This is a genomic window from Methanomethylovorans sp. PtaU1.Bin093 (assembly GCF_002067275.1).
GTDB lineage: Archaea > Halobacteriota > Methanosarcinia > Methanosarcinales > Methanosarcinaceae > Methanomethylovorans.
This window is the reverse complement of sequence record NZ_MVQX01000013.1, coordinates 22989-43868: the sequence shown is the minus strand read 5'-3', so window position 1 is coordinate 43868 and position 20880 is coordinate 22989. Positions and strand designations below refer to the sequence as shown.

Annotated in this window: 18 protein-coding genes; 10 read left to right on the top strand and 8 right to left on the bottom strand. The window is 44.3% G+C overall.

The genetic code is table 11. From position 1 onward, the window contains the following. Nucleotides 1-199 precede the first annotated feature (199 nt). Nucleotides 200-2461: a DNA topoisomerase I gene (locus tag A4E24_RS00690; RefSeq protein WP_292350826.1), complete on the top strand. Its 2262-nt coding sequence runs from the start codon at nt 200-202 to the stop codon at nt 2459-2461. A gap of 12 nt (nt 2462-2473) precedes the next feature. After that, nucleotides 2474-3715 (top strand): MBL fold metallo-hydrolase, encoded by a 1242-nt coding sequence (locus A4E24_RS00685; RefSeq protein ID WP_292350824.1) that lies wholly within the window; start codon nt 2474-2476, stop codon nt 3713-3715. Between the two features lies 1 nt (nt 3716). Here A4E24_RS00685 and A4E24_RS00680 read toward each other — a convergent pair whose 3' ends face one another. Continuing rightward, a complete protein-coding gene (locus A4E24_RS00680; protein ID WP_292350822.1) occupies nt 3717-4322 on the bottom strand; it encodes a tetratricopeptide repeat protein in 606 nt (201 codons plus the stop codon). A 252-nt stretch (nt 4323-4574) separates the two neighbouring features. On the opposite strand from A4E24_RS00680, the gene A4E24_RS00675 reads away from it, so the two are divergent. Continuing rightward, entirely contained in the window at nt 4575-5411 is an 837-nt protein-coding gene (locus A4E24_RS00675) for a DUF1638 domain-containing protein (RefSeq protein ID WP_292350820.1), read from the top strand. Nucleotides 5412-5434: 23 nt separating this feature from the next. Here A4E24_RS00675 and A4E24_RS00670 read toward each other — a convergent pair whose 3' ends face one another. Both A4E24_RS00670 and A4E24_RS00665 read right to left on the bottom strand, forming a co-directional pair. Then, on the bottom strand, nt 5435-5950 hold the full coding sequence (locus A4E24_RS00670; protein WP_292350818.1) for a hypothetical protein: 516 nt from the start codon (nt 5948-5950) through the stop codon (nt 5435-5437). 4 nt (nt 5951-5954) lie between these two features. Next, nucleotides 5955-6566: a molybdenum cofactor guanylyltransferase gene (locus tag A4E24_RS00665; RefSeq protein WP_292350816.1), complete on the bottom strand. Its 612-nt coding sequence runs from the start codon at nt 6564-6566 to the stop codon at nt 5955-5957. 126 nt (nt 6567-6692) lie between these two features. On the opposite strand from A4E24_RS00665, the gene A4E24_RS00660 reads away from it, so the two are divergent. Next, nucleotides 6693-7244 (top strand): ferredoxin domain-containing protein, encoded by a 552-nt coding sequence (locus A4E24_RS00660; RefSeq protein ID WP_292350814.1) that lies wholly within the window; start codon nt 6693-6695, stop codon nt 7242-7244. A gap of 3 nt (nt 7245-7247) precedes the next feature. On the opposite strand, the gene A4E24_RS00655 is transcribed toward A4E24_RS00660, so the two are convergent. From A4E24_RS00655 to A4E24_RS00645, 3 genes are all read right to left on the bottom strand, one after another. Beyond that, the gene (locus A4E24_RS00655; protein ID WP_292350812.1) at nt 7248-9218 is read right to left on the bottom strand and encodes a DUF460 domain-containing protein; all 1971 of its coding nucleotides are present in this window, start codon (nt 9216-9218) and stop codon (nt 7248-7250) included. A gap of 39 nt (nt 9219-9257) precedes the next feature. Beyond that, nucleotides 9258-10145, bottom strand: coding sequence for an RIO1 family regulatory kinase/ATPase (locus tag A4E24_RS00650; protein ID WP_292350810.1), 888 nt, complete (start codon nt 10143-10145; stop codon nt 9258-9260). A gap of 357 nt (nt 10146-10502) precedes the next feature. Further along, complete coding sequence (locus A4E24_RS00645) at nt 10503-11195, bottom strand: 4'-phosphopantetheinyl transferase superfamily protein (RefSeq protein ID WP_292350808.1); 693 nt, start codon at nt 11193-11195, stop codon at nt 10503-10505. A 369-nt stretch (nt 11196-11564) separates the two neighbouring features. Between A4E24_RS00645 and A4E24_RS00640 the strand changes: the two genes are divergently transcribed. The 6 genes from A4E24_RS00640 (at nt 11565) to A4E24_RS00615 (ending at nt 19288) form a co-directional block, all read left to right on the top strand. Continuing rightward, nucleotides 11565-14303 (top strand): PGF-pre-PGF domain-containing protein, encoded by a 2739-nt coding sequence (locus A4E24_RS00640; protein ID WP_292350806.1) that lies wholly within the window; start codon nt 11565-11567, stop codon nt 14301-14303. 181 nt (nt 14304-14484) lie between these two features. Further along, on the top strand, nt 14485-15195 hold the full coding sequence (locus tag A4E24_RS00635; RefSeq protein ID WP_292350804.1) for an RNA methyltransferase: 711 nt from the start codon (nt 14485-14487) through the stop codon (nt 15193-15195). A gap of 82 nt (nt 15196-15277) precedes the next feature. Next, complete coding sequence (locus tag A4E24_RS00630; RefSeq protein WP_292350803.1) at nt 15278-17368, top strand: minichromosome maintenance protein MCM; 2091 nt, start codon at nt 15278-15280, stop codon at nt 17366-17368. 10 nt (nt 17369-17378) lie between these two features. Then, nucleotides 17379-17669 (top strand): DUF424 domain-containing protein, encoded by a 291-nt coding sequence (locus A4E24_RS00625; protein WP_292350801.1) that lies wholly within the window; start codon nt 17379-17381, stop codon nt 17667-17669. 69 nt (nt 17670-17738) lie between these two features. Continuing rightward, a complete protein-coding gene (locus A4E24_RS00620; RefSeq protein WP_292350799.1) occupies nt 17739-18371 on the top strand; it encodes a hypothetical protein in 633 nt (210 codons plus the stop codon). Further along, on the top strand, nt 18368-19288 hold the full coding sequence (locus A4E24_RS00615) for a coiled-coil protein (RefSeq protein ID WP_292350796.1): 921 nt from the start codon (nt 18368-18370) through the stop codon (nt 19286-19288). The genes A4E24_RS00620 and A4E24_RS00615 overlap by 4 nt, the downstream gene beginning before the upstream one ends. 16 nt (nt 19289-19304) lie before the next feature. On the opposite strand, the gene A4E24_RS00610 is transcribed toward A4E24_RS00615, so the two are convergent. Both A4E24_RS00610 and A4E24_RS00605 read right to left on the bottom strand, forming a co-directional pair. Beyond that, nucleotides 19305-19868, bottom strand: coding sequence for an S-layer protein domain-containing protein (locus A4E24_RS00610; RefSeq protein WP_292350794.1), 564 nt, complete (start codon nt 19866-19868; stop codon nt 19305-19307). A gap of 11 nt (nt 19869-19879) precedes the next feature. Further along, complete coding sequence (locus A4E24_RS00605) at nt 19880-20857, bottom strand: biotin--[acetyl-CoA-carboxylase] ligase (protein ID WP_292350792.1); 978 nt, start codon at nt 20855-20857, stop codon at nt 19880-19882. Between the last annotated feature and the right edge of the window lie 23 nt (nt 20858-20880).

Genomic DNA, 20880 nt, shown 5'->3' with positions numbered 1-20880 from the left:
GCAGTTATTTTTCATCTCCACAGTATAGGAGATCGTTGATAGTAAAGAGATAGAAAAGATATTTTCTTCTTAATGCCTGCGATAGATATATTTATAGGGATGCTTTTAAGATAACCAATTATTAGTTTAAAATGAATTATATATAAATAAGTTCCAGATCCATGTGGGATGGGTGGGACAAAATTCCAATGGAGATAGAATGCACCTTATAATAGCAGAAAAGCATATCGCAGCAAAAAGAATAGCAAACATCCTTTCTGCAGGGAAGCTCAGCCAGGTGCGTGTGAACGGGGTGGATACATATCAGCTCCAGGCTGAGGACGGAAAAAAAGTTTTTATAGGGTTAAGCGGACACATTGTAAAACTGGATTTTCCAAGGTCCTATAACAACTGGCAGAAGGTGGAAGCAAAGGAACTTGTAGATGCAGATGTTATTACCGTTTCCACAGAAGCGCGGATAGTAGCTGCACTTAAGAAATTAGGAAAAGAAGCAACAAGGGTCACAATTGCAACTGACTATGACCGTGAAGGAGAGCTCATTGGTGTGGAAGCCCTGGATATCATCCGGGAGATAAATCCGGATGTACATTTTGACAGGGTACATTACAGTGCCATCACCCCTAAAGAGATAATAGATGCATTCGAGAATGTATCAAATATCGATTTCAATCTTGCGGATGCAGGCCATTCACGGCAGGTCATCGATCTTGTGTGGGGTGCTTCCTTGACACGTTTCATATCCCTTGCTGCAGGAAGGCTGGGTAAGTTATTCCTCTCGGTGGGCAGGGTCCAGTCTCCCACATTAGCGCTCATAGTGGATAAGGAAAGAGAAAGAGAAGCCTTTGAGATCAAGCCATACTGGGAATTGTATGCACAGCTTAAGGACAAAAAAGGCATAGATTTCACAGTCCAGCATGTAAACAGACGCTTCTGGGAAAAACAAGAAGTGGATACTTTAGTCTCCAGATTGGGAAAAATAGCTGTCATCAGCGAAGTTGTAACATCAACTAAACAGGATAAGCCACCTATTCCGTTCAACACCACGGAGTTCATCACAGCAGCAAGTTCCCTGGGCTTTACACCTGCCAGCGCCATGCGTGTCGCAGAGGCATTGTACATACAGGGTTTCATATCATATCCCAGAACTGATAATACTGTGTACCCTGCCACCCTTGACCTCAGGGACATGATCGAAGTATTTGCCAGAGGTACATTCCAGGAATATGCAGAAAAATTGCTTGCAAAAGAAACACTTGAACCCACAAGGGGTAAAAAAGAAACAACTGACCATCCGCCTATATACCCTGCATCACTTGCAAAGAAATCAGAACTGAACGAGCAGGAGTGGAAAATATATGAGCTGGTGGTAAGGCGCTTCTTTGCAACTTTTGCAGAACCTGCTGTATGGGAGACCATCAAAGCTAAGTTTGACATCAGTTCTGAAGAGTTCAGCGCCACAGGGGCCAGGCTCGTAGAAGCCGGCTGGAGATGGTACTATCCTTATAATGCACCAGAGGACAGGCTCCTTCCGGCATTGAAAGAAGGAGATGAACTTACAGTCCGGGAAATAGAAGTACAGGATAAGGAAACACAGCCGCCGGGAAGGTATGGCCAGGGACGGCTTATCCGCACTATGGAGGAGCTGGGCCTGGGCACAAAAGCAACCAGACACGAGATCATCAGTAAATTGTATTCAAGGGCATATGTGCATGGTAATCCCTTGCAGCCGACAAAAACAGCATATGCGGTCGTTGAGGCCCTTGAGAGATATGCTCCCACCATATCAAAGCCTGAAATGACCGGCAGGCTTGAAGCAGATATGGACAGGATAGCAGAAGGCCAGATCCCTGAGGAGGAGGTGCTTCAGGAGTCCAGGGAAATGCTGAGTTCTGTGTTCAAGGACCTTGAGAAGAACAAAGACAACATTACGGAATCCCTCAGGGCTGGGCTAAGGGAAGATAAAGTGATAGGCACCTGCTCAAAATGCGGATCTGTCCTTATGGTAATGAGATCAAAGAAAGGGTCCAGGTTCATAGGTTGTCAGGGTTATCCGGAATGCAGTTTCTCCCTGCCTCTGCCAAGGAGCGGACATGTAGTGGTCACTGACAAGCTATGCGAGGAGCATGGCCTATACCACATTCGTGTGATCGCAGAAGGAAAAAGACCCTGGAACCTGGGATGTCCTCACTGCAACTTCAATGAATGGCAGCGGTCCCAGCAGGAAAAAGAAGAAGGCACACAAGAACAAAATACAGTCGGAAACGCACCTTCGGATGAACAGGGGAAAAGAACAAAAAAGATAACTGATATAAAAGGAATAGGTAAAGTCACTGCCGAAAAACTTGATAATGTGGGTATTTCAAAGGTGGAGGACCTGGTAAGCAGGGATGCAGAAGAACTGGCAAAGCTTACTAATATATCCATCAATAAAATAAGAGAGTGGCAGGAAAATGTTGTTTGAAAGGTGTGGATCATGAAACTTAGGTTCTTGGGAGCTTGCAGGGAAGTCGGGCGATCAGCTTTGCTTCTGGACGATAATGTCATGCTTGATTATGGGATAAAAATGGCTGAACCGCCTGAGTATCCTGTCAATGGGGTAAGACCACATGTCGTCCTGCTGTCTCACTGTCATATAGACCATAGTGGCCTTGTACCTAATCTTATGGACCTTGAACCGGACGTATTTATGACCCCTCCGACAGCCGACCTTGCAAATCTGCTGCTAAAGGACAGCCTGAAGATCGCAGATTCCACAGGTGTGAACGCACCTTATGACTCCGGGGACCTTCACACGTTTATGTACAAAACAAAGACTGTAGACTACCGTGTTAAATTCCAGACACATGGTTACAATGTCGAGTTCTACGATGCCGGTCATATTCCGGGAGCAGCGTGTATCCATGTAACCTCCAAAAGCGGGGAAAGCCTGTTGTATACGGGAGACATCAACACTTCCGACACCCGCCTCGTATCAGGGGCGGTAGAGCTCCCGCAAGCTGATTACCTGGCGATAGAAAGCACTTACTTCTCAAAAGAGCATACACCCAGAAAAGAAACTGAAGAAGCTTTTATCAGATCCCTTAAAAGCACCCTGGATATAGGAGGTAGCGTAATAATCCCTGCTTTTGCCATAGGCAGGACACAGGAGATGCTGATGTTGCTGGATGCTCACGGTATCAGACCATATGTAGATGGCATGGGTAAGGAAGCATACGAAATTATGATGAAACACCCATCGTACCTGCGTAATCCCACTCACCTGAAGAGGGCATTTGACAATGCCATACCTGTAAAGAGTTCCAAAAGAGACGATGTACCAATGGAATCGTCTGTGATAGTAACTACTTCAGGCATGCTCAACGGAGGACCTGCCATGTACTATCTGGATAAGCTCCACGATGACCCTAAATCCAAAATGATGCTCACTGGTTACCAGGTAGAGGGAACCAATGGCAGGATGGCTATGGATACTGGCATCATCGAGAACAATGGGACATTGCAAAATCTAAGGCTCAAACTTGAGCACTATGATTTTTCAGCCCATGCCGGAGACAGGGAACTCAAGGCCATTGTGAAGGATTTCTGTGACAGGGGTGGAAAAGCTGTATTTACCATGCATGGAGATAACACGGAAGGCTTTGCTGCCTGGATAGAAGAGGAAATGGGTGTCAGGGCTTATGCACCGGCCGTGGGAGAAGAATTCGACCTCCAGTGAACTATCCTTTCTTTTTTCGTGTGCATCTCTTAAGGCCTTCGATGGCACCGCCGTGTTCGGGATCGATCTCAAGGACACGTAAAAAACATTTAATAGCTTCATCCATCTGCCCAAGGCTGGAATAGGCCATACCTTTCTTGTACCAGATGACAGCAAATTTATTATCGATCTCCAGTTCTCTGTGCAGCTTGCTATAACAATCTATAGCTTCTTTGTGTTTGCCAACATGAGCCAAAGCTATACCTTTGTTGAACAAGGCGTTCTCATTTGACACATCTGTTTCCAGCACTTTGTCATAGCAGAATACAGCTTCATCATACCTTCCAAGGTTAAAAAGAGCTATGCCTTTATTGCACCATACATCCACATCAAGCTTATTATACTGCAGAGCTTTGTCAAAACACTCAAGGGCTTTATCATGCATGCCCAGATAGGAATAAGCTATCCCTTTATTACACCATATAAGAAAGAAGAGATCCTGGTTCTGCAGAGATGGATCCTCAGAGTGTGATTCCAATATCCTGTCATAACAGGCTATCTTTTCTTCAGGGTCTTCACTGAAGAAGCCCTCCTTGAACCAGTAATCATCTACGCTCTGTTCATCCATGGTCCTATCCTCTGAACATATGATGATCTCACCCAGACCTCAATAATATAGTATCTTTCTGACAGTACCGATTACATAAGCTCGGCATTTTTATAAATATAAGATACGGCCGGCTTAAAAACCACCCCTTATATGATTAAAATTATTGTATATATACATGCTCATAGAATGAACAGATGCCATGTTTTAAAGCAGATAAAGATCATTCAGTTAGTAGTTTGAAATATCCAACTTTCATCCGGAGAACATTACATGCCAGTGATGTCGATAATAGCTTGCAGGATACTCGAAGAGGAACTTTTTCACGTCATATCATTGGAAAATGCCTTTGATTATCTATTGGTTACAGATACAAAGGAAGCGCAGGGCCTCTCCCGGCGTCTTAAAGCGGTCAATGTACATTTTGCATCTGTGCCTGAGGATAAGATGCCGGAAATGTTGCAGCAGACCAGAAGTTCCTGTAAGAGCAACATTATCAGGCGATTATTAACAAATAAACCTCCAGAGGATTTTATATTAGTGGTGCACGTCCTTGAACTGGGACTACACAGGGACCTTACATTATTGCGCAGAGGAGTATACGCAGCAGTGGAACAAATGTCTGCTTATTCGGATGGCATTCTGCTGTTCTACGGTCTGTGCGGCAATTCCCTGCAAAATATAGAGAAGGACCTTTCACATATCAGATGCCCCATATATCTGTTAAGGGATGGAGAGAGCAACAGAGTTGATGACTGTATAAGCATAGCTCTTGGCGGTAACAGGCAATACGAAGAAGCCTTTGAACTGTGCAGAGGAAATGGCACACTATTTTTTACTCCCATGTGGGCATCCAACTGGAAAGATCTGGATGCACCGGGGAATAAACAGGAAGATATGGAAACAATATGTGATTCTTTTAAAAGGCATCACATCAGCCGCATCGTTAAGATAGAAAAAGGTACACTATACGATCCGGCTTTTGAGGAAAATATAAAGAGATTAGCCGATATGTTTGGCCTGGAGATCATCTCGATGACCGGGAACGCAGAGATCGTGGAAAGATGCTATTTGGATGCAAAAAGCGCCATAAAAAGCGTGTGCAAGTGATACACTTTTAAAGGTTCCATTGATCACTTTCTTGGTATATCATCAATGTGGATCATTTCATTTGCGTCACTGCCTGTAAGGCACATTCCTTTTTTGTCCATTGCCCATATCCTGCAAGCAGGCCGTATGTACTGTACAATATTTTCAGAAGGTAAATGATCGATATCAAGGCCGCAGGTTTCCAGCAGGGGATGATCTTCTGGGTTCAGTTCCATTATACTGACCGCTTTTCGGAGCAAGCTCAGCAGGTCTTCAATGTTCTCATGGTCCCATGCCTTGATCCTGTTGCATATGATAGGCAGAATACATTCTTGCACACCTTTGTTGGCAAGTATCTTGGAAGCAAGACAGATAGAAGCATTATCAGCTTTCGATTCATCATCCGGTCCCCTGAAACAGAAACTGCCCTCCTCGACCATCCGATCCAGATCAAGAGGACAGCTGGAGCCTTCAATAGCTATCATAACAATATCTATGGTAAGATCATAATCATTTGCTATCCTTTTAATAGCCTTATCGAGGACCATACATTTATCCATTATACTAAACCCCCTTTTTAATCATCTGTTCCAGATCTATCGGCGTATTGATGTTGGCAAAGGACACAAGTTCCCTGTCCACAAGCCTGATCATATCCACGCTTATGGATCTGATATCATGTAATTGCGATACTGCGGCCATCACACGATGATCATCCATAAGTATAGATCTTTCTACAACAGGTATCAGTTGTTCTCTATTATAAACTGCATGTAAAGGCTCTTTTCGGCCATCTCTCCATGTCGGGACAGCTGCACCATGGCCTTCCGCCTCCTTGAACAAAAGACCGATGACATCTGGTTGAAGAAAAGGCATATCACAGGCCACCACAAATACATAGTTACCGGATGCTGCCCTCATGCCTTCCAGTATTCCTGCAAGAGGACCTCGCCCCTGATATTTGTCACACGAAAAAACCACATCTTTGACAAATCTTGAGAAGATTTCCTGCTGTTTCCGGTCCCTTACTGAAACGATCACTTCGTCTACCACCAGCTGCAAGACATCTACAGCTTTTTCCAGCAAGGTTTTATCCTTAAAGGTAAGCAAAGCTTTCTCCTGTTCTCCAAGCCTTGTCCCCTTTCCACCAGCCAGTATCAGTGCCGACCTTTGCATTGAACCTCACCGATCAGATCAATAACTAACATCCAAACGTATTATTATAATATTATGCAATATTAGACCTTTCCGTCGATTTTAAGCTTCGCAATACTTAAAATAGATCCCTGCCTAGTTAAAGGCATGATAGAGGACCCTGAACTAGAGTGTATAGGTACCCTTGCCAGGGAGATACTAGTGGCAGCGCGCACTGCACCAAAAGCCAAAGGCAAGGATGATATTGTGACCGGTATCCTTGAGCAAGATGAAAAGGAAACGCTAGCCAGATTCATGGAAGGTATGGCAGATGAAAGAGGAGATCACTTCGCATTCTTCAAAAGGGATGCACAGAATATAAGAAACGCTGATGCCGTGGTGCTCATCGGTCTGCGCAGTGCAGGTGTTGCAGGACTTAACTGTGGGGCTTGTGGCTATAAAGAATGTGATCAGATGATTGAAGCACAAAAGGTAAAGACAGATTTCAAGGGCCCACAATGTAGTATTAAATATATTGACCTGGGGATCGCTCTGGGATGTGCTGCAGCCAGGGCCAAAGATCTTTGTCTTGACAACAGGATATTCTACAGCGCCGGTACTGCAGCCATCAGAGCAGAGATGATAAAGGCCGACATCGCCATGGCAATTCCTTTAAGCGTCAAGGGCAAGAACATTTTCTTTGACCGGAAATGGCCTTAAGTTTCAGGCAAGACCACGCCGCCGCTCACTGCGATATTCTTCGAGCAGGGATGTCAGATGCTGATGCTCCTGATCGCGCCTCTTTTTCTTTGCATCTTCCTGCCATGAGGACAATGCCTGTTCCAGAACCTTGGGGTCCACAGTAGCAAAATCATCGAACCTTTGAACATCTATATCCTTAAGCAAAGGCACGTTCCCCTGAAAAAAAGCTTCACTGGCAGCATGTGAAATATCATCCTTTACTATCACAGCACGTATGCCTGTTTCCACCAACATGGCTGCTGTACCGGCAGCACCTCCGCTGGAGTCTTCAAGTAATACAACATCCCCTTTTTTGATACCATACATGTCCATTGTCTGCTGGATAGCCTCTTTTGTGAACGCTGATACCACTTTGACAGGCAGGCCCTCGCCTTTGATCTCTTTCTTGCGGATCTGCTTAAGTTTCCCGATATGCTGCCGGGAGTCCTGCAGAGCCTGCTTTGACCTGCTGAGCTCTATTTTGAGCCTCGATATCTCAGTATCACGTATCTGAATCTCTTTTTGTTTACGCAGCTCCCGGGATTCGGCTTGTTTCAGTTTATTTATACGACCTTCCATCTCTGCTATGCGTCTTCCCTTCTCTGAATTAGTTTCTTTCAACTCCTGCACGTATTCCTTGAGCTCATGTATGATATCATTTTTCTGTCTTAGCAGCTCCTGAAGCCTTTTTACCTGCTCATCTACATCGATGCTCACTCCTGTTACAGGGGCAGCTTCAGATCTGACAGGAACGCGAACAGCGGTTACTTTCTCTATAGCCTCCTCTATAGGATCACCATTAATGACATGGTACTTTATCAGGTCCAGGTCTGCAAACCGCGGGGCCTTTTTCTCCACTCTGCTGAAAATATTCTTGTAATTGCGATAGGTATTAATAGCAGCAGCAAGGGAATCCCTTTCATGGTCATTGGAATAACCGAAGGGTCTTGCCATGGCGATCTTTTCTTCAGCACGCAGCTCAGTGCCAGGAGTGCCCAATACAGCCTTGAAACTGCGGCGGACCTTCTCCACGGCCGCAGGTGTCGGATAGACATCGGTTGCAACAATAGCAGGCTTTCCGTGATCTGATATCAGCTTGACCACCTGATCATGGGACATACCCCTGAAACTGCTGGAAAAAAGCAGATCACCGTCTAGTGACAGAATGGCTATTCCCACCGTGGTGCCGGGATCAATGCCAACGATAGTGTATTTACGTTTGGATGGAGTGAGAGGGATATACTTGATCTTATCTCTTTCAACACTGCGGATGCTTACCTGCACATCTGCATTAATGGAAGGATGCACTGGTATCTTCTCACGATTGCTATTGACTATGAACTCGGTGCGCACATAGCCACCGAAACCCTCTATGGACTTAGAAGTAAAAGTAACGCCTGTATCTTTGGAGAACTTGCGCAGGATCTGCTCTATCAGCCGGCTTTTTTCTTTTACAGCACCATGGACCTTCCGTCTGTACCTGTTCTGGCTCCACCCGCCCCTTCCCAGAGATCTTGCCCTGCTGACCTTGATCCTTGTAACATCTTCGAACAGAGAAACCTCACATCCGACACTCATAGCTGCGAGGCGGGCACATGCTTCAGCTTCATCTCCGGGGCTGAACTGGTTCATGGAAATACCATGTTCCTGAGCAAGCTTCAGGAGAGGCTGCTGATGCAGGCCGCCTGTTACCTGTATCAGCCTGGTGGGGTCAGGCAGTTTATCAAGAAAACGGATAAGCTCATCCTTGTCAGGAGCAAGCTCGAATATGTTATCCACGGCGATAAAATCAGGCTTATCCTCCTTCACCATCTTTAGGATACGGCTCCTGCTGACCATGCTGTGGCGTTGCACCTGGCCTTCTTTGAGGATGGCCACAGCATACTTGGGTATCGCCTGTGCCCTGGAGGAGCCTTTTGCGATATCAATGCCATAAATGATGCCGCTGTGCATATATTATGTTATTATTGGGTTGCTGGGATATATTATTGTTCACTGGCCCTTCACATAAGCCATTGAACGTTTAAGATCTGCCTCCAGCTCATACTTGCGTTTGAAATATGCGAGTATATTTGATATATCCCGCTCCAGCAGTTCGTCTGCATGGGGATGTGACAGCTCTACATACTGAGGCCAGTCTATGATCTGCACACCTTCCTCGTGCACAAAAGTGTTGTACTCGCTCATGTCAGCATGGATGAAACCTTTCGCATAGGCCAGTTTCAATTGTCTGAGGATCTCATCAAGGAACCATTGTGGGTCCTCCAGCCTTGTTTTATACAGCAGGGAACCTTTTGCAATATCCATGACAATTGCGTGCCGATTATGGTCAATAAGTTTCGGGACAGATACTTCAGGATATAGCTTGCCTATAATATCTGCCTCGCGTTTAGCTGCAAGACGGGCGGCGTATATCCATGACACGTGCTCGCGGTCACCTATATGACCACGATTGCGTTTTACCTGCGTGAAACTGGTACGTCCTTCCCTGTGGAACTTTATCACCACACCTTCCGGATCACCTATTCCAAGTTCCGGCTCCCTGATAGCTTCCAGCACCACAGATTCCTTACCGACACCTATCTCGTTGCCAACAGCACTGATAGTCTTCCTCTGCACGAACGTGTGCAAAGCAAGGGCATCATATCCTTCAAAATAGATCTGATAGCCTTCATATGGAATACTTGTGAAGGATAACAGTTTCAATTTAGCAAGTTTCTTAAGCCTGAAAGAAATGTGATCATATGTCATGCGGGTGTACTTCATAACATCTTCAACAGGCACCCATTCGGAATTCTTCATTCCGATCTCTATGCCGGTAAGGATACGTATGTCCTTATTGTCCAGTTGTTTAAAAACTTTGATAACTTCATCTATCATTCTGTATTTTATATGGCAGGAAGGTTTAGATGATTTGTGGTTGGCAGGCTATTGAATGAATTATGATTTGCGTTAAATATGGCTGCAAGGCGTTCCGGCAGCATATAGGCCCATGTGGATTATTTGAGCGGATAAAACTCCACCACGCTTTTTAATGGTTGCAAAATACATCGGGAACAAATAAGGACAACAGCAACCAAAGAAGCATCTGGCGATCATATCTGCCCGGTGCTTATTTTATACCCATTTAACTTTAGAAATATCTTTTCGCACACCAAAAACGGGGATACCACATTCTATTTTGCATCAATTGAAATGTATCCAACCACATATATATGTATGTATATAATGATGTATCTAATAATGGAATTCTTTGTCAAGAGCGATCCTTTGAAGGCGCATTATTTTGACCTTATAAGGATAGCATTTAGTAACAAACGCAAGCAAATATTTGCTGTCTAGGACATAACTTGAGTGATAAACGCCAGATAGATCCAGTTTACTGGCTAAACTGGAGAACATTGTTTCATTTGAAAATTTGCAGTAAGCTTCTTTTAAGGTCCATCTGGCAAGAAAATCAGAACCATCAATAGATGGAGTGCTATCCGATAATGTTCTATCTATTGACCTTGAAATGCTTGCAACCGAGCGTGACCTTATGACCTCTATGTCGATACCCATCTCTATTTTGGATATCGCAAGGGCAACAATATTCTCAGTGTAAGCGATACAGACATGCAGGTCATTATGATCGCGTACATGAACCCTGCCATGTTCATCCTTGCACATGACCATATCATGCCAGGGTCTATCTTTAAGAAAACCTGACAGATATTTTAAGAGAAGCCTGGAGATAATATATCTTTTTCTGAAATATTCCGTTTTCAGAGATTTCAGGTGTATTTTTTCCACCTCACGAAGATATTCTTCATCCGGTGCTGAATAGTCTTTCAGATCTGCAATAAAGATAAGAACATCATTCTTATTCCACAGATCAGTCACCTGCTTTAACGGAACAATGGAAAGTGTACAGTATTCAGTAGGAGCCATAGAACCCGGAATAAGTATTTAATCTGATATGTGACCAAGTATCAAACAACTATTCTGATAGAAATTACCAATAAAGCCAAAACTCATAGCTATTTTGCTTCTCTCCATAACTTCATTCATAGTACCATTTGACTTTATATATAGTATTTAGTATCTTCTTCCCTGGCACGAGTATAAGTAGAAATGTGAGGCATCATGCAATCTATAGACATTTTGTTACCAGTGGTCAGACAGCCCCCCAAAGATATTTATATAAAAATGATAGAATATGTGGCGATTTTTTTAGACAGCTTTAAATATTAGTAAGAAAATCTTTTTTGAGTTGCACAACAAAAAAAGGCTCCAATAGTTGTGTCTCGGGTGGCAATAATGGAAATCAAGTCAGAGAAATCAGTTTACTTTGGAATGGCATTGCTTTTAATGATAATGATTACAGGGATAAGTTCTGCAGATCCTGTTAATGTAGAATTGGTAAGTCATTTTAGTGGAACTTATTCAGATGTGGCGGTAAATGGGAATTATATGTATCTGTTGCAGGACCAGGATCTTGTTGTAGTGGATATAGAAGACCCATCAGATCCTGTTGAGGTTGGAAGGATAAGTACTCCATCTACAGCATACGATATTGCAGTAACTGGTAATTATGCATATGTGGCTGAAGGTGAGAGCGGCCTTATGATCATAGACATCGGCAATCCTGCTGCACCGGCTATAAAAGGTAGTTACGCTGCATCTGAACAGGCGAGATATGTTTATGTATCGGGCAAATATGCATATGTAGCCGATGATGGCCTTGTGGTTCTCGATGTTAGCGATCCTGCTGCACCGGCACTTGCATGCAGGTATGAGATACAGGGTGATATAAATGATGTCACAGTTTCAGGAAAATATGCATACTTACTTATTTTAGATTATACAGATAGATCTCAGGATGCATTAATTGATCTTGTGGTCCTGGACGTCAGTGACCCTGCCGCAATAAAATATATGGGCGATCATGGATACAGAAACAATGATGAGTACCTGTCAGAAGTTGCTGTTTCCGGCAATTATGCGTATGTAACTGTCGGCAGTCAGCTCATTGACTATGGCGGCCTGACCATTTTTGATATCAGGGATCCCGCATCACCAAAAGTTGTGGCCGGATATGATGTGCCAAATCCGGATGATATTTTTGTCCTTGACGATCATGCCTACGTTACCGGTGGCCACGGCCTTTCTATCATCGACATAAGCAATCCTTTAGCACCAACCATTGCAGGAAGTTATGACGATGGTTCCTGGGGTCCTGACGTTGCCGCATCGGGCAGCTATATCTACTTAGCCGGAGATGCTGATGACCTTGCTATTCTTCACATGAGCGCAGATAAGGGTACTGGATCTCCGTCACCTTCTATCACCAGCGTTGATATTGAACCTGTTGCAGGCGTAAACGAAGGTGATACCGCCACAATAACGGTATCTGTAATAAACGATGGTGGACCATCCAATGAGGGCTATATTTCGGTGTCTTTCCCCAACAATGAGGAAGTTACAGAAGTATCCGGCACTGGTAATGAATATAACAAACTATTCCCGATAGGCAGTACCATCTACGGTAGAACAGGTTCAATGAGCGCAACTAATCCAGTTGCAGGACTTTCTGAATCCAGTTGGGCAACAGGTCAAACAGAAAGTCTGACCATAAAGGTCAAACCGAGCTCAGGATCTTCAAAAATAGAGTTTTACATTAGAGCTTCCCTGAAAGATGCAAGTGGTAACAATGTGCGTACTCCCTCTTCATCTGCGAATGCGGACCAACAGGGATGGTATGTTGATGTATATTCCATTGATGTGCATTCGATCACAGATGTAACAGCACCTGCGTCTGTACAGAACCTTCAGCAAAGTGAAGTCGACTCAACCCGGATCAAATGGATATGGACAAACCCTCCAGATGCGGATTTCAGCCACGTGATGGTGCACATTGACAATGCATTTGTCACAAACACTTCTGACAACTATTATGAGCTAACCGGACTGATAGAAGGGACCAAGCATACTATAGGTCTTAAGACCGTTGACACCAAAGGTAACGTCAATCCTGAGGTAGTTAGCAATGAAGCAACCACATCAGCTATAATTCCTGACATCACCAGTGTTTCAGGAACAGACACCACTACAAATTCAATTACACTGGGATGGGAGGCTTCTGCCGATACCACGAGGGTTCAAATATTCAGAAATAATGTACCTATCACAGATGTGAACGGATCAACATCCTATGTTGACAGCAATCTGGAAAGTGACACTACGTATAGCTATACTCTGATCCCATACAACAATGCAGGACTGGAGGGAAATGCAGTAACTATTGACCTCAGAACATCCTCTTCCGATAGTAACGAAGGAGGGAGCAGTGGAAGTAGTTCAAGCAGTAAGAGCAGTAGCAACGGTGGAGGAGGCGGTGGTGCCGGCTCTGCCGAGGATTATTTGAACATTGCTGTGAAAGACATTGATCGTCAATACCTGGCAATGGATTCCAATGTATTATATGAGTTCAGTCGTGAAGGCAATGATATCCGGTCCATCAGCCTCTACTCCCTCAGGAACTCTGGGGAAATAACATCCACTATAGAGGTGCTCAACGGCAGGTCAAAACTGGTGACAGGTGATCCTGAAGGTTTCATCTATAAATATATCAATGTCTGGGTAGGCAAAGCGGGCTTTGCCACAACATCTAACATTCGGGATGCCAAGATCAAGTTCAAAGTTGACAGCTCCTGGCTCCAAACAATGGACCTGAGCCCGGAAGATGTAAGACTGCAGGTATATAATGAAGACACATGGCAAATGTTGCAGACTAGCCCTCAAAGTACCACTTCAGCGGATGTGACCTTCGAGGCTCAGACAACAGCTTTCGGACCTTTTGCGATCACTGCTGAAAAGACATATCCATCTCCTGCAACTGATATCACAGATACAGGGACATATACCCCTGCTACTGACTCAGAAGATGTTGGTATGGAAGAAACTCCGGCAGAAAGGACCAATATATGGACATTCTTTAAGGCTTTCATCCTGATAGGGATGGTTGCTGTTGGATACATGTACCTGAAAAAAGATTGAATTTCCTTTGTAAATCCCCTGTACATAAAAGTACAGGGGGATCTACAACAAAGTTTGATAATTGCTACTTTTCCTTTTTTGACCATAGCAGGCGAAATAGGTTTTTTCTCAACGTGGACTGTAATTAGCCTTATATAATCTGCAGACACCTATAAGCTTCCAAAAACATCAAGGATATATCATGTCTCTTAATTTCAGATTAGTGCTCGTTGAGCCTTTGTATCAGGGGAATGTGGGCTCTGTCGCAAGGGCAATGAAGAATTTCGGTTTTTCAGAACTCGTACTTGTTAACCCTTGTTCCCTTGGAGGTGAGGCACGTGCAATGTCCTCCCATGCGCGTGATGTGCTCGAAGGTGCAACCATCACAAGCAGCATAGAAGATGCTGTTGCAGGTGCCAACCTTCTCATAGGCACCACAGGCATAACCGGCAGTAAATTCGATGAGCATATACGTATCCCTGCACATGTTCCAAGAGAAATGAAAGAACTCCTGGAAGGATACACCGGGACCATTGCATTGCTTTTTGGCAGGGAGGACAAAGGTTTCACAAAAGATGAATTATGTATGATGGACATGATCCTCACCATTCCTACATCCGAAATATATCCGGTGATGAACCTGTCACATGCTGTTGCAGTGATACTGTACGAACTGAGCGATGTGCAGGCAGGAGGAACACCACTGGCCGATCCTTTTGATACAAAGCTTTTAATGGAACATTTTTCCCAGGTTCTGGAAAACATTGATTATCCCGCTCATAAAAAGGAAAAGACTGAACTTATGCTTAAGAGGATATTCGGAAGAGCCCGCCTGATCCCCAGAGAAGTACAAACCTTACGAGGTGTCCTGCGCAGGATACAAAGACATCTGGTATCAGACAAGGAAAATTGATCAGATGTGTACACGAAATATTGATATAAATTAAAAACTATGGTTGCGGGACGAAATCTGCGCAGCCAACTTAGAGAAAGATATGACAGAGATAAAATGGGAAGAGAACTTCAAGGCATTCCTAAAGCAGTATTACTGGGATGATATTCTTCAGCTTGCTAATGAATACCCTGAACAGCGAAGTCTGACAGTTGATTTTTCAAACCTTGAGATCTTCGATAGGGAACTGGCTGCAGAGCTGTTAGAGCAGCCTTCCGAAGTGTTGCCATCTGCAGACAAGGCCTTGCAGGAAATAGATCTGCCTATTGATAAGACACTTGATAAGGCAAAGGTCAGATTCGAAAAGATCCCTAATAAGATCCCTATCAGAGACCTGAGAAGCAAGCATCTGATGAAATTCATTGCCATTGAAGGCATGATCCGTAAAGCTACCGAGGTCCGGCCAAAAATAATAAATGCTGCTTTTATGTGCATGCGATGTGAAAATGTCACTTTTGTGCCGCAAACAGAGATGAAATTCGTTGAACCTCTGGAATGCGAGAACGATACTTGCGGTAAGAGGGGGCCTTTCAAGATACTTATGGAGCAATCCCTTTTCGTGGATGCCCAGAAACTGCAGATCCAGGAATCACCCGAAAACCTGAGGGGAGGAACACAACCACAAAGTCTTGACGTGGATGTGGAAGAAGACCTTGCAGGTATCGTAAAACCCGGGGACAGGATAGTCATCAATGGTGTGCTCCGTTCCCATCAGCGTACCACCCGTGAAGGGAAATCTCCTTTTTATGACCTCGTACTGGATGCGAATTCCATTGAGAATGTGGATAAAGAGTTCGATGAGCTCCAGATAACCCCTGAAGAGGAAGACATAATAAAGGAAATGAGCCAGGACCCTCATATATATGATAAGATGATCAGATCTATTGCACCCTCCATCTATGGTCTTGAAGAAGTGAAAGAAGCGTTGGCCCTGCAGCTATTTTCCGGTGTCCCGAAACATCTTCCTGACGGATCAAGGGTAAGGGGAGATATCCACATGTTGTTCGTGGGTGATCCGGGCGTGGCAAAAAGCCAGCTGCTTCGCTATATGGTAAAACTTGCACCAAGAGGCGTATTCGCTTCCGGAAAAAGTGCCTCAAGCAGCGGCCTTACTGCAGCTGCAGTGAAGGACGAAATGGGAGACGGCCGCTGGACACTGGAAGCCGGAGCACTTGTTATGGCCGACATGGGTATTGCTGCTGTGGACGAAATGGACAAGATGCGCTCTGAGGACAAGAGCGCACTTCACGAAGCTATGGAGCAGCAGACGATATCCATTGCAAAGGCCGGGATCCTTGCCACCCTGAAATCCCGATGTGCACTTCTTGGTGCTGCTAACCCTAAGTATGGACGTTTTGACAGGTATGAGGGCATAGCCCAGCAGATCAATATGCCTCCGGCGCTTATGTCCAGATTCGATATGATCTTCGTGCTTCTGGACACACCGAACGAAGAGAAAGATACACGCATTGCCAGACATATCCTGAAGTCCCACTACGCAGGTGAACTTTCCGAACAGCGCAAAAAGATGGCTACAAGTAAGGTTACCCAGGAGCAGGTCGATGAACAGATGGAGATAGTCATTCCGGATATTGATCCAGACCTTATGAGAAAGTATGTGGCATATTCACGCAGGAACATTTTCCCTGTAATGGAAGAGGAAGCACGGGACCATCTGGTGAAGTTCTACATGGACCTGCGTAAAATGGGAGAAGGCAAGGATGCCCCGATACCTGTGACTGCCCGGCAGCTGGAAGCCCTTGTAAGACTTGCAGAGGCTAGTGCAAGAGTACGTCTTAGTAATGTTGTTAATATGGAGGATGCAAAGCGTACTACAAAAATAGTGTATTCATGCATGAAACAGGTAGGGGTAGATCCGTCCACTGGAGCTTTCGATGTCGATATAATTGCATCAGGTACCAGCAAGAGCCAGAGGGATAAAATCAAAGTGCTCAAGGATATCATCAGGCAGGTGGGTAGCAGGCATCCTGCTGGTAAAGCTCCCCTCGAAGAGATCTATGCAGAAGCAGCTATAGAAAATATTGACAGGGCTCATGCAGAAGAAATGATAGCCAAAATGCGCAGGTCCGGCGATCTGATGAAACCTGATCATGACAGTGTGAAGCTTGTGTGAGGAATGATTGATGTATCTGAAGGTCCATAGTTCCGGTGGCAATGTTGTTGTTGCCATATGTGACAAGGATATCCTTGGAAAAACATTAAAAGAAGGGAATCTGGCAGTAACGATTAACGAAGGGTTCTTTTGTGGGGAGATCGTTGATGCAGAGAGTGTTGAAAAAGCTCTAAAGAACGCAACCACGGCTAATCTGTTTGGAGAAAAATGTATCCAGTGTGCTATTAGCTGCGGTGTGGTGAACCCGGAAAATGTGATCTATATAAATGGTGTGCCTCATGCTCAATTGTTCCGGATATAATAGCAGCAGTGATTAGATATAATATAGTTAATAAATATTGTGAGATACAGTCTAGTTGGAGATAAATGAATGACCGCCGAAGTAGATGGTGTAGGGGTTACTTTACTTGGCCGCGAAGGTCTTATCGATGCAGTGATCCTTAAGCACAATAAGATGTTAGAGAAGTATAATTTTGAATTTGAAGAACTTGATACAAGATTTTCTTCTTATTCCCGGGAAATAGATAACAGCAAGAAGAGACATGAAGAGATGCTCGAACGCATAGATGTGCTCAAAGAAAAGCGCCAGCAACTCTACCACCAGGCAGAGAACATAATGGAAAAGTTAATTGAATCGGGCATGGAACAAAAAGATGTCAATACAATACATGATAGTATAGCAAAGGCAAGATCACTATCCTCTGTAATTGAAGAAAAGGCAGTTGTCGGGTCAATACTATCAGTTTTAGCTGTCGGACAAACTTCCGAAAGTAAAGCATCGATACATTCCAAGATAGAAGAAGCTGTTGCATCCCATGAGGAACTCATATCTATATCCGGCCTGGAAAATTCATTGAGAGAAGACCAAAAACTACATGAGGATGAGCTTAGCAAAGCAAAACCAAGACACTCATGGCTGGAAAAAAGGATACAGAGCCATAAAGAAGCTTTGAGCTACTGGGAAAGCCTTAAAAACACTGGCGAAGAGGTGACAGCAGTATGACCGATACATCATCCATTTCAGAGAAGGACCTGAAGTTAAAGGTCAATGAACTGCGTACCCAGATAACACATGATGAGAGGGAACTGAGATCCCTTTTCAATGAACTGCGCCTTCACCGCACCAATATGACAGAACTCAAGGAAAAGAGGGATGCCTTGAATGCCCAGGTCAAGGAGATGGTCACAAAGGCCAGGGACCTAAAAGAAAAAAGGGATGGGATAAACACAAAGATATCTGAACTGAAAAATGTTAAAAATGCAAGGATATCCGCAAGCCAGCAGGTCTCAGATGAGATCACAAAACTGAAAGCTGAAAGGGATGCCCTGAACCAGGTTTCAAGAGGCACTGTGGATATGATCTCTAAAGCATACGCTGCAGAACTTGATACTTTCCTTAATGCAGACGTTCCTCTGCAACATGAGATAGATGTCTTTGGCAGGCTGCTGCAGCTAGAAGAACGCTTGAGAGCTGCTATGAAAGCAGACGAGGTACACAGGAAGATCCAGGAAACATATGATGCTGCCGTTTCTCAACATGCGGGATCAGGAGAGAATATTGGGTCTACTATAAAAGAGCTTGCAGAAATATCACAGCAGTACCATGTGGAAATGGTCGACCTATACAAAAAAGTGGATGAGATGCGGAAAGATGCGGATCTCTGCCATGCTCAGATAAAGGAAAAATTTGGAGTCACAGAGCCACTAAGAGCCAAGATAGACCCCCTCAAGCTAAGGATCTCACAGCTCAGAGATGAACTCAATGGCTACCTTGAGAAATTGAACGATATCCAGCTTATAAAGGATGAGAAGAAACAACAGGAACAAAGGATAGTCGCCAAGGAGAAACTGGAAAAGACCGGAAAAATGAGCCTGCAGGATCTAAAACTGCTTATGGAGAACGGGGATCTGGAACTGTGACCGGTCCCGTTGCCTCTTAATTACATTTTTTTCTGAGGATCAGCATTAGGGTGGCAGTGGCCACTATCAGCGGGAGGGCTATACCAAAACTGAAACCCTCTATACCATTCGATCCTGCAGAAGCATTGTCCTGTGACCCATCTTTTTGTCCTTCATTATCTTTATCTTCTGGTATGAATGGTTCAGGGAGGGTCCTGTCAATATACTGGAACACCGGCGAGAAGGCGACCAGTTCTTCCCCATCGCCTGAATAGATAGTATCCACAGTTATGTCGAGTATTGTTCCATCGTTCTTCTGATAGATAAAATGATCGCCCTCTCCAAGAATACCACTTTGCAACAGCTTATTTCCCAATGACAGTTCGAGCCATACACTATCAGTTTCCTGATTTACGCTCTTTACAGTAAAATTATATCCCTGATAAAAATGCCAGGTATTGCCTGTAAGAAGATATATACTCGTATCGTTCAAAAGCACATCTTCTACTATCAGAGCCGCGGAAGCAGGTAATACCGCATCTGCAGGCATGCATAGAAGTAGCACCAACAACAGTACGGATAGATATTTTCCTATCCACATGGATAAGTCTCTCATCTAGTACGTGTATACACACATCTACCAGCAATAAGGTTTACCCTTTTCCCATCTTTTGTCCTGACAGAGATAGCTCCTGTATCAGTTATACCTACAGCTTTGCCTTCCACCATCCTCGAAGGGGTCATTATGGTGACTTCCTTGCCAATAGTATCAGATAGATTTATCCACTCACTAAGGATCGCAGAGAACTCCTGTGTTTTGAACTTTATATACTGCTGTTCGAGCTCATACAACAATCGTTGTACAAATTCGACCCTGTTGACCTCTGTACCAAGTTCTTTCTGAAGGCTTGTAGCATTTTCACGGATACCCGGAGGGAACTCGTCCACATTAACATTGGCATTTATGCCGATCCCTATGATAACATAATCGATCTGTTCCATTTCAGCATCCACTTCTGTGAGTATGCCACATACTTTTTTATCGTTGATAAGTACATCATTGGGCCATTTTATACGGGCATCCAATCCGAGGGAACGAATGGTATTTGCTGCGGCAAGTCCTGTCATGAGAGTGAGCCTGGCTGCATGATCAAGAGGAATATTTGGTTTAAGTATCACAGAAAGGTTGATACCTCCTTTGGGTGACTGCCAGTTTCTCCCCAGCCGCCCTCTACCCTTTTTCTGGGATTCGGCGATAACCACTGTACCTTCTTCTGCTTCCCTGGCCATCTCTCTGGCAAAACTGTTAGTTGATTCCAGCTCTGCAAAGTAAAATATATTGGTCCCTATCAAAGTGGTACTTAACCCGGTTTTGATCTCTTCAGGGTAAAGCATATCAGGAACTACCTTTAACACATAACCCGTTTTAGGAGATGATTCTATTTCATATCCCCCTTCCTTCAAGGAACTTATATACTTCCAGACCATTGCTCTGGATATACCTAACCTTTCTCCAAGTTCCTCCCCGGAAACTGGTTTTCCATCAGCTTCTTTCAATATCCGCATGATCTCAGCTAAATTATTGCTCACTTTATCCCACCAATAAATATCTC

Coding starts and splice junctions, on each gene's coding strand:
- A4E24_RS00690 (WP_292350826.1), top strand. CDS start 200: ATGCACCTTATAATAGCAGAAAAGCATATCGCAGCAAAAAGAATAGCA.
- A4E24_RS00685 (WP_292350824.1), top strand. CDS start 2,474: ATGAAACTTAGGTTCTTGGGAGCTTGCAGGGAAGTCGGGCGATCAGCT.
- A4E24_RS00680 (WP_292350822.1), bottom strand. CDS start 4,322: ATGGATGAACAGAGCGTAGATGATTACTGGTTCAAGGAGGGCTTCTTC.
- A4E24_RS00675 (WP_292350820.1), top strand. CDS start 4,575: ATGCCAGTGATGTCGATAATAGCTTGCAGGATACTCGAAGAGGAACTT.
- A4E24_RS00670 (WP_292350818.1), bottom strand. CDS start 5,950: ATGGATAAATGTATGGTCCTCGATAAGGCTATTAAAAGGATAGCAAAT.
- A4E24_RS00665 (WP_292350816.1), bottom strand. CDS start 6,566: ATGCAAAGGTCGGCACTGATACTGGCTGGTGGAAAGGGGACAAGGCTT.
- A4E24_RS00660 (WP_292350814.1), top strand. CDS start 6,693: ATGATAGAGGACCCTGAACTAGAGTGTATAGGTACCCTTGCCAGGGAG.
- A4E24_RS00655 (WP_292350812.1), bottom strand. CDS start 9,218: ATGCACAGCGGCATCATTTATGGCATTGATATCGCAAAAGGCTCCTCC.
- A4E24_RS00650 (WP_292350810.1), bottom strand. CDS start 10,145: ATGATAGATGAAGTTATCAAAGTTTTTAAACAACTGGACAATAAGGAC.
- A4E24_RS00645 (WP_292350808.1), bottom strand. CDS start 11,195: ATGGCTCCTACTGAATACTGTACACTTTCCATTGTTCCGTTAAAGCAG.
- A4E24_RS00640 (WP_292350806.1), top strand. CDS start 11,565: ATGGAAATCAAGTCAGAGAAATCAGTTTACTTTGGAATGGCATTGCTT.
- A4E24_RS00635 (WP_292350804.1), top strand. CDS start 14,485: ATGTCTCTTAATTTCAGATTAGTGCTCGTTGAGCCTTTGTATCAGGGG.
- A4E24_RS00630 (WP_292350803.1), top strand. CDS start 15,278: ATGACAGAGATAAAATGGGAAGAGAACTTCAAGGCATTCCTAAAGCAG.
- A4E24_RS00625 (WP_292350801.1), top strand. CDS start 17,379: ATGTATCTGAAGGTCCATAGTTCCGGTGGCAATGTTGTTGTTGCCATA.
- A4E24_RS00620 (WP_292350799.1), top strand. CDS start 17,739: ATGACCGCCGAAGTAGATGGTGTAGGGGTTACTTTACTTGGCCGCGAA.
- A4E24_RS00615 (WP_292350796.1), top strand. CDS start 18,368: ATGACCGATACATCATCCATTTCAGAGAAGGACCTGAAGTTAAAGGTC.
- A4E24_RS00610 (WP_292350794.1), bottom strand. CDS start 19,868: ATGTGGATAGGAAAATATCTATCCGTACTGTTGTTGGTGCTACTTCTA.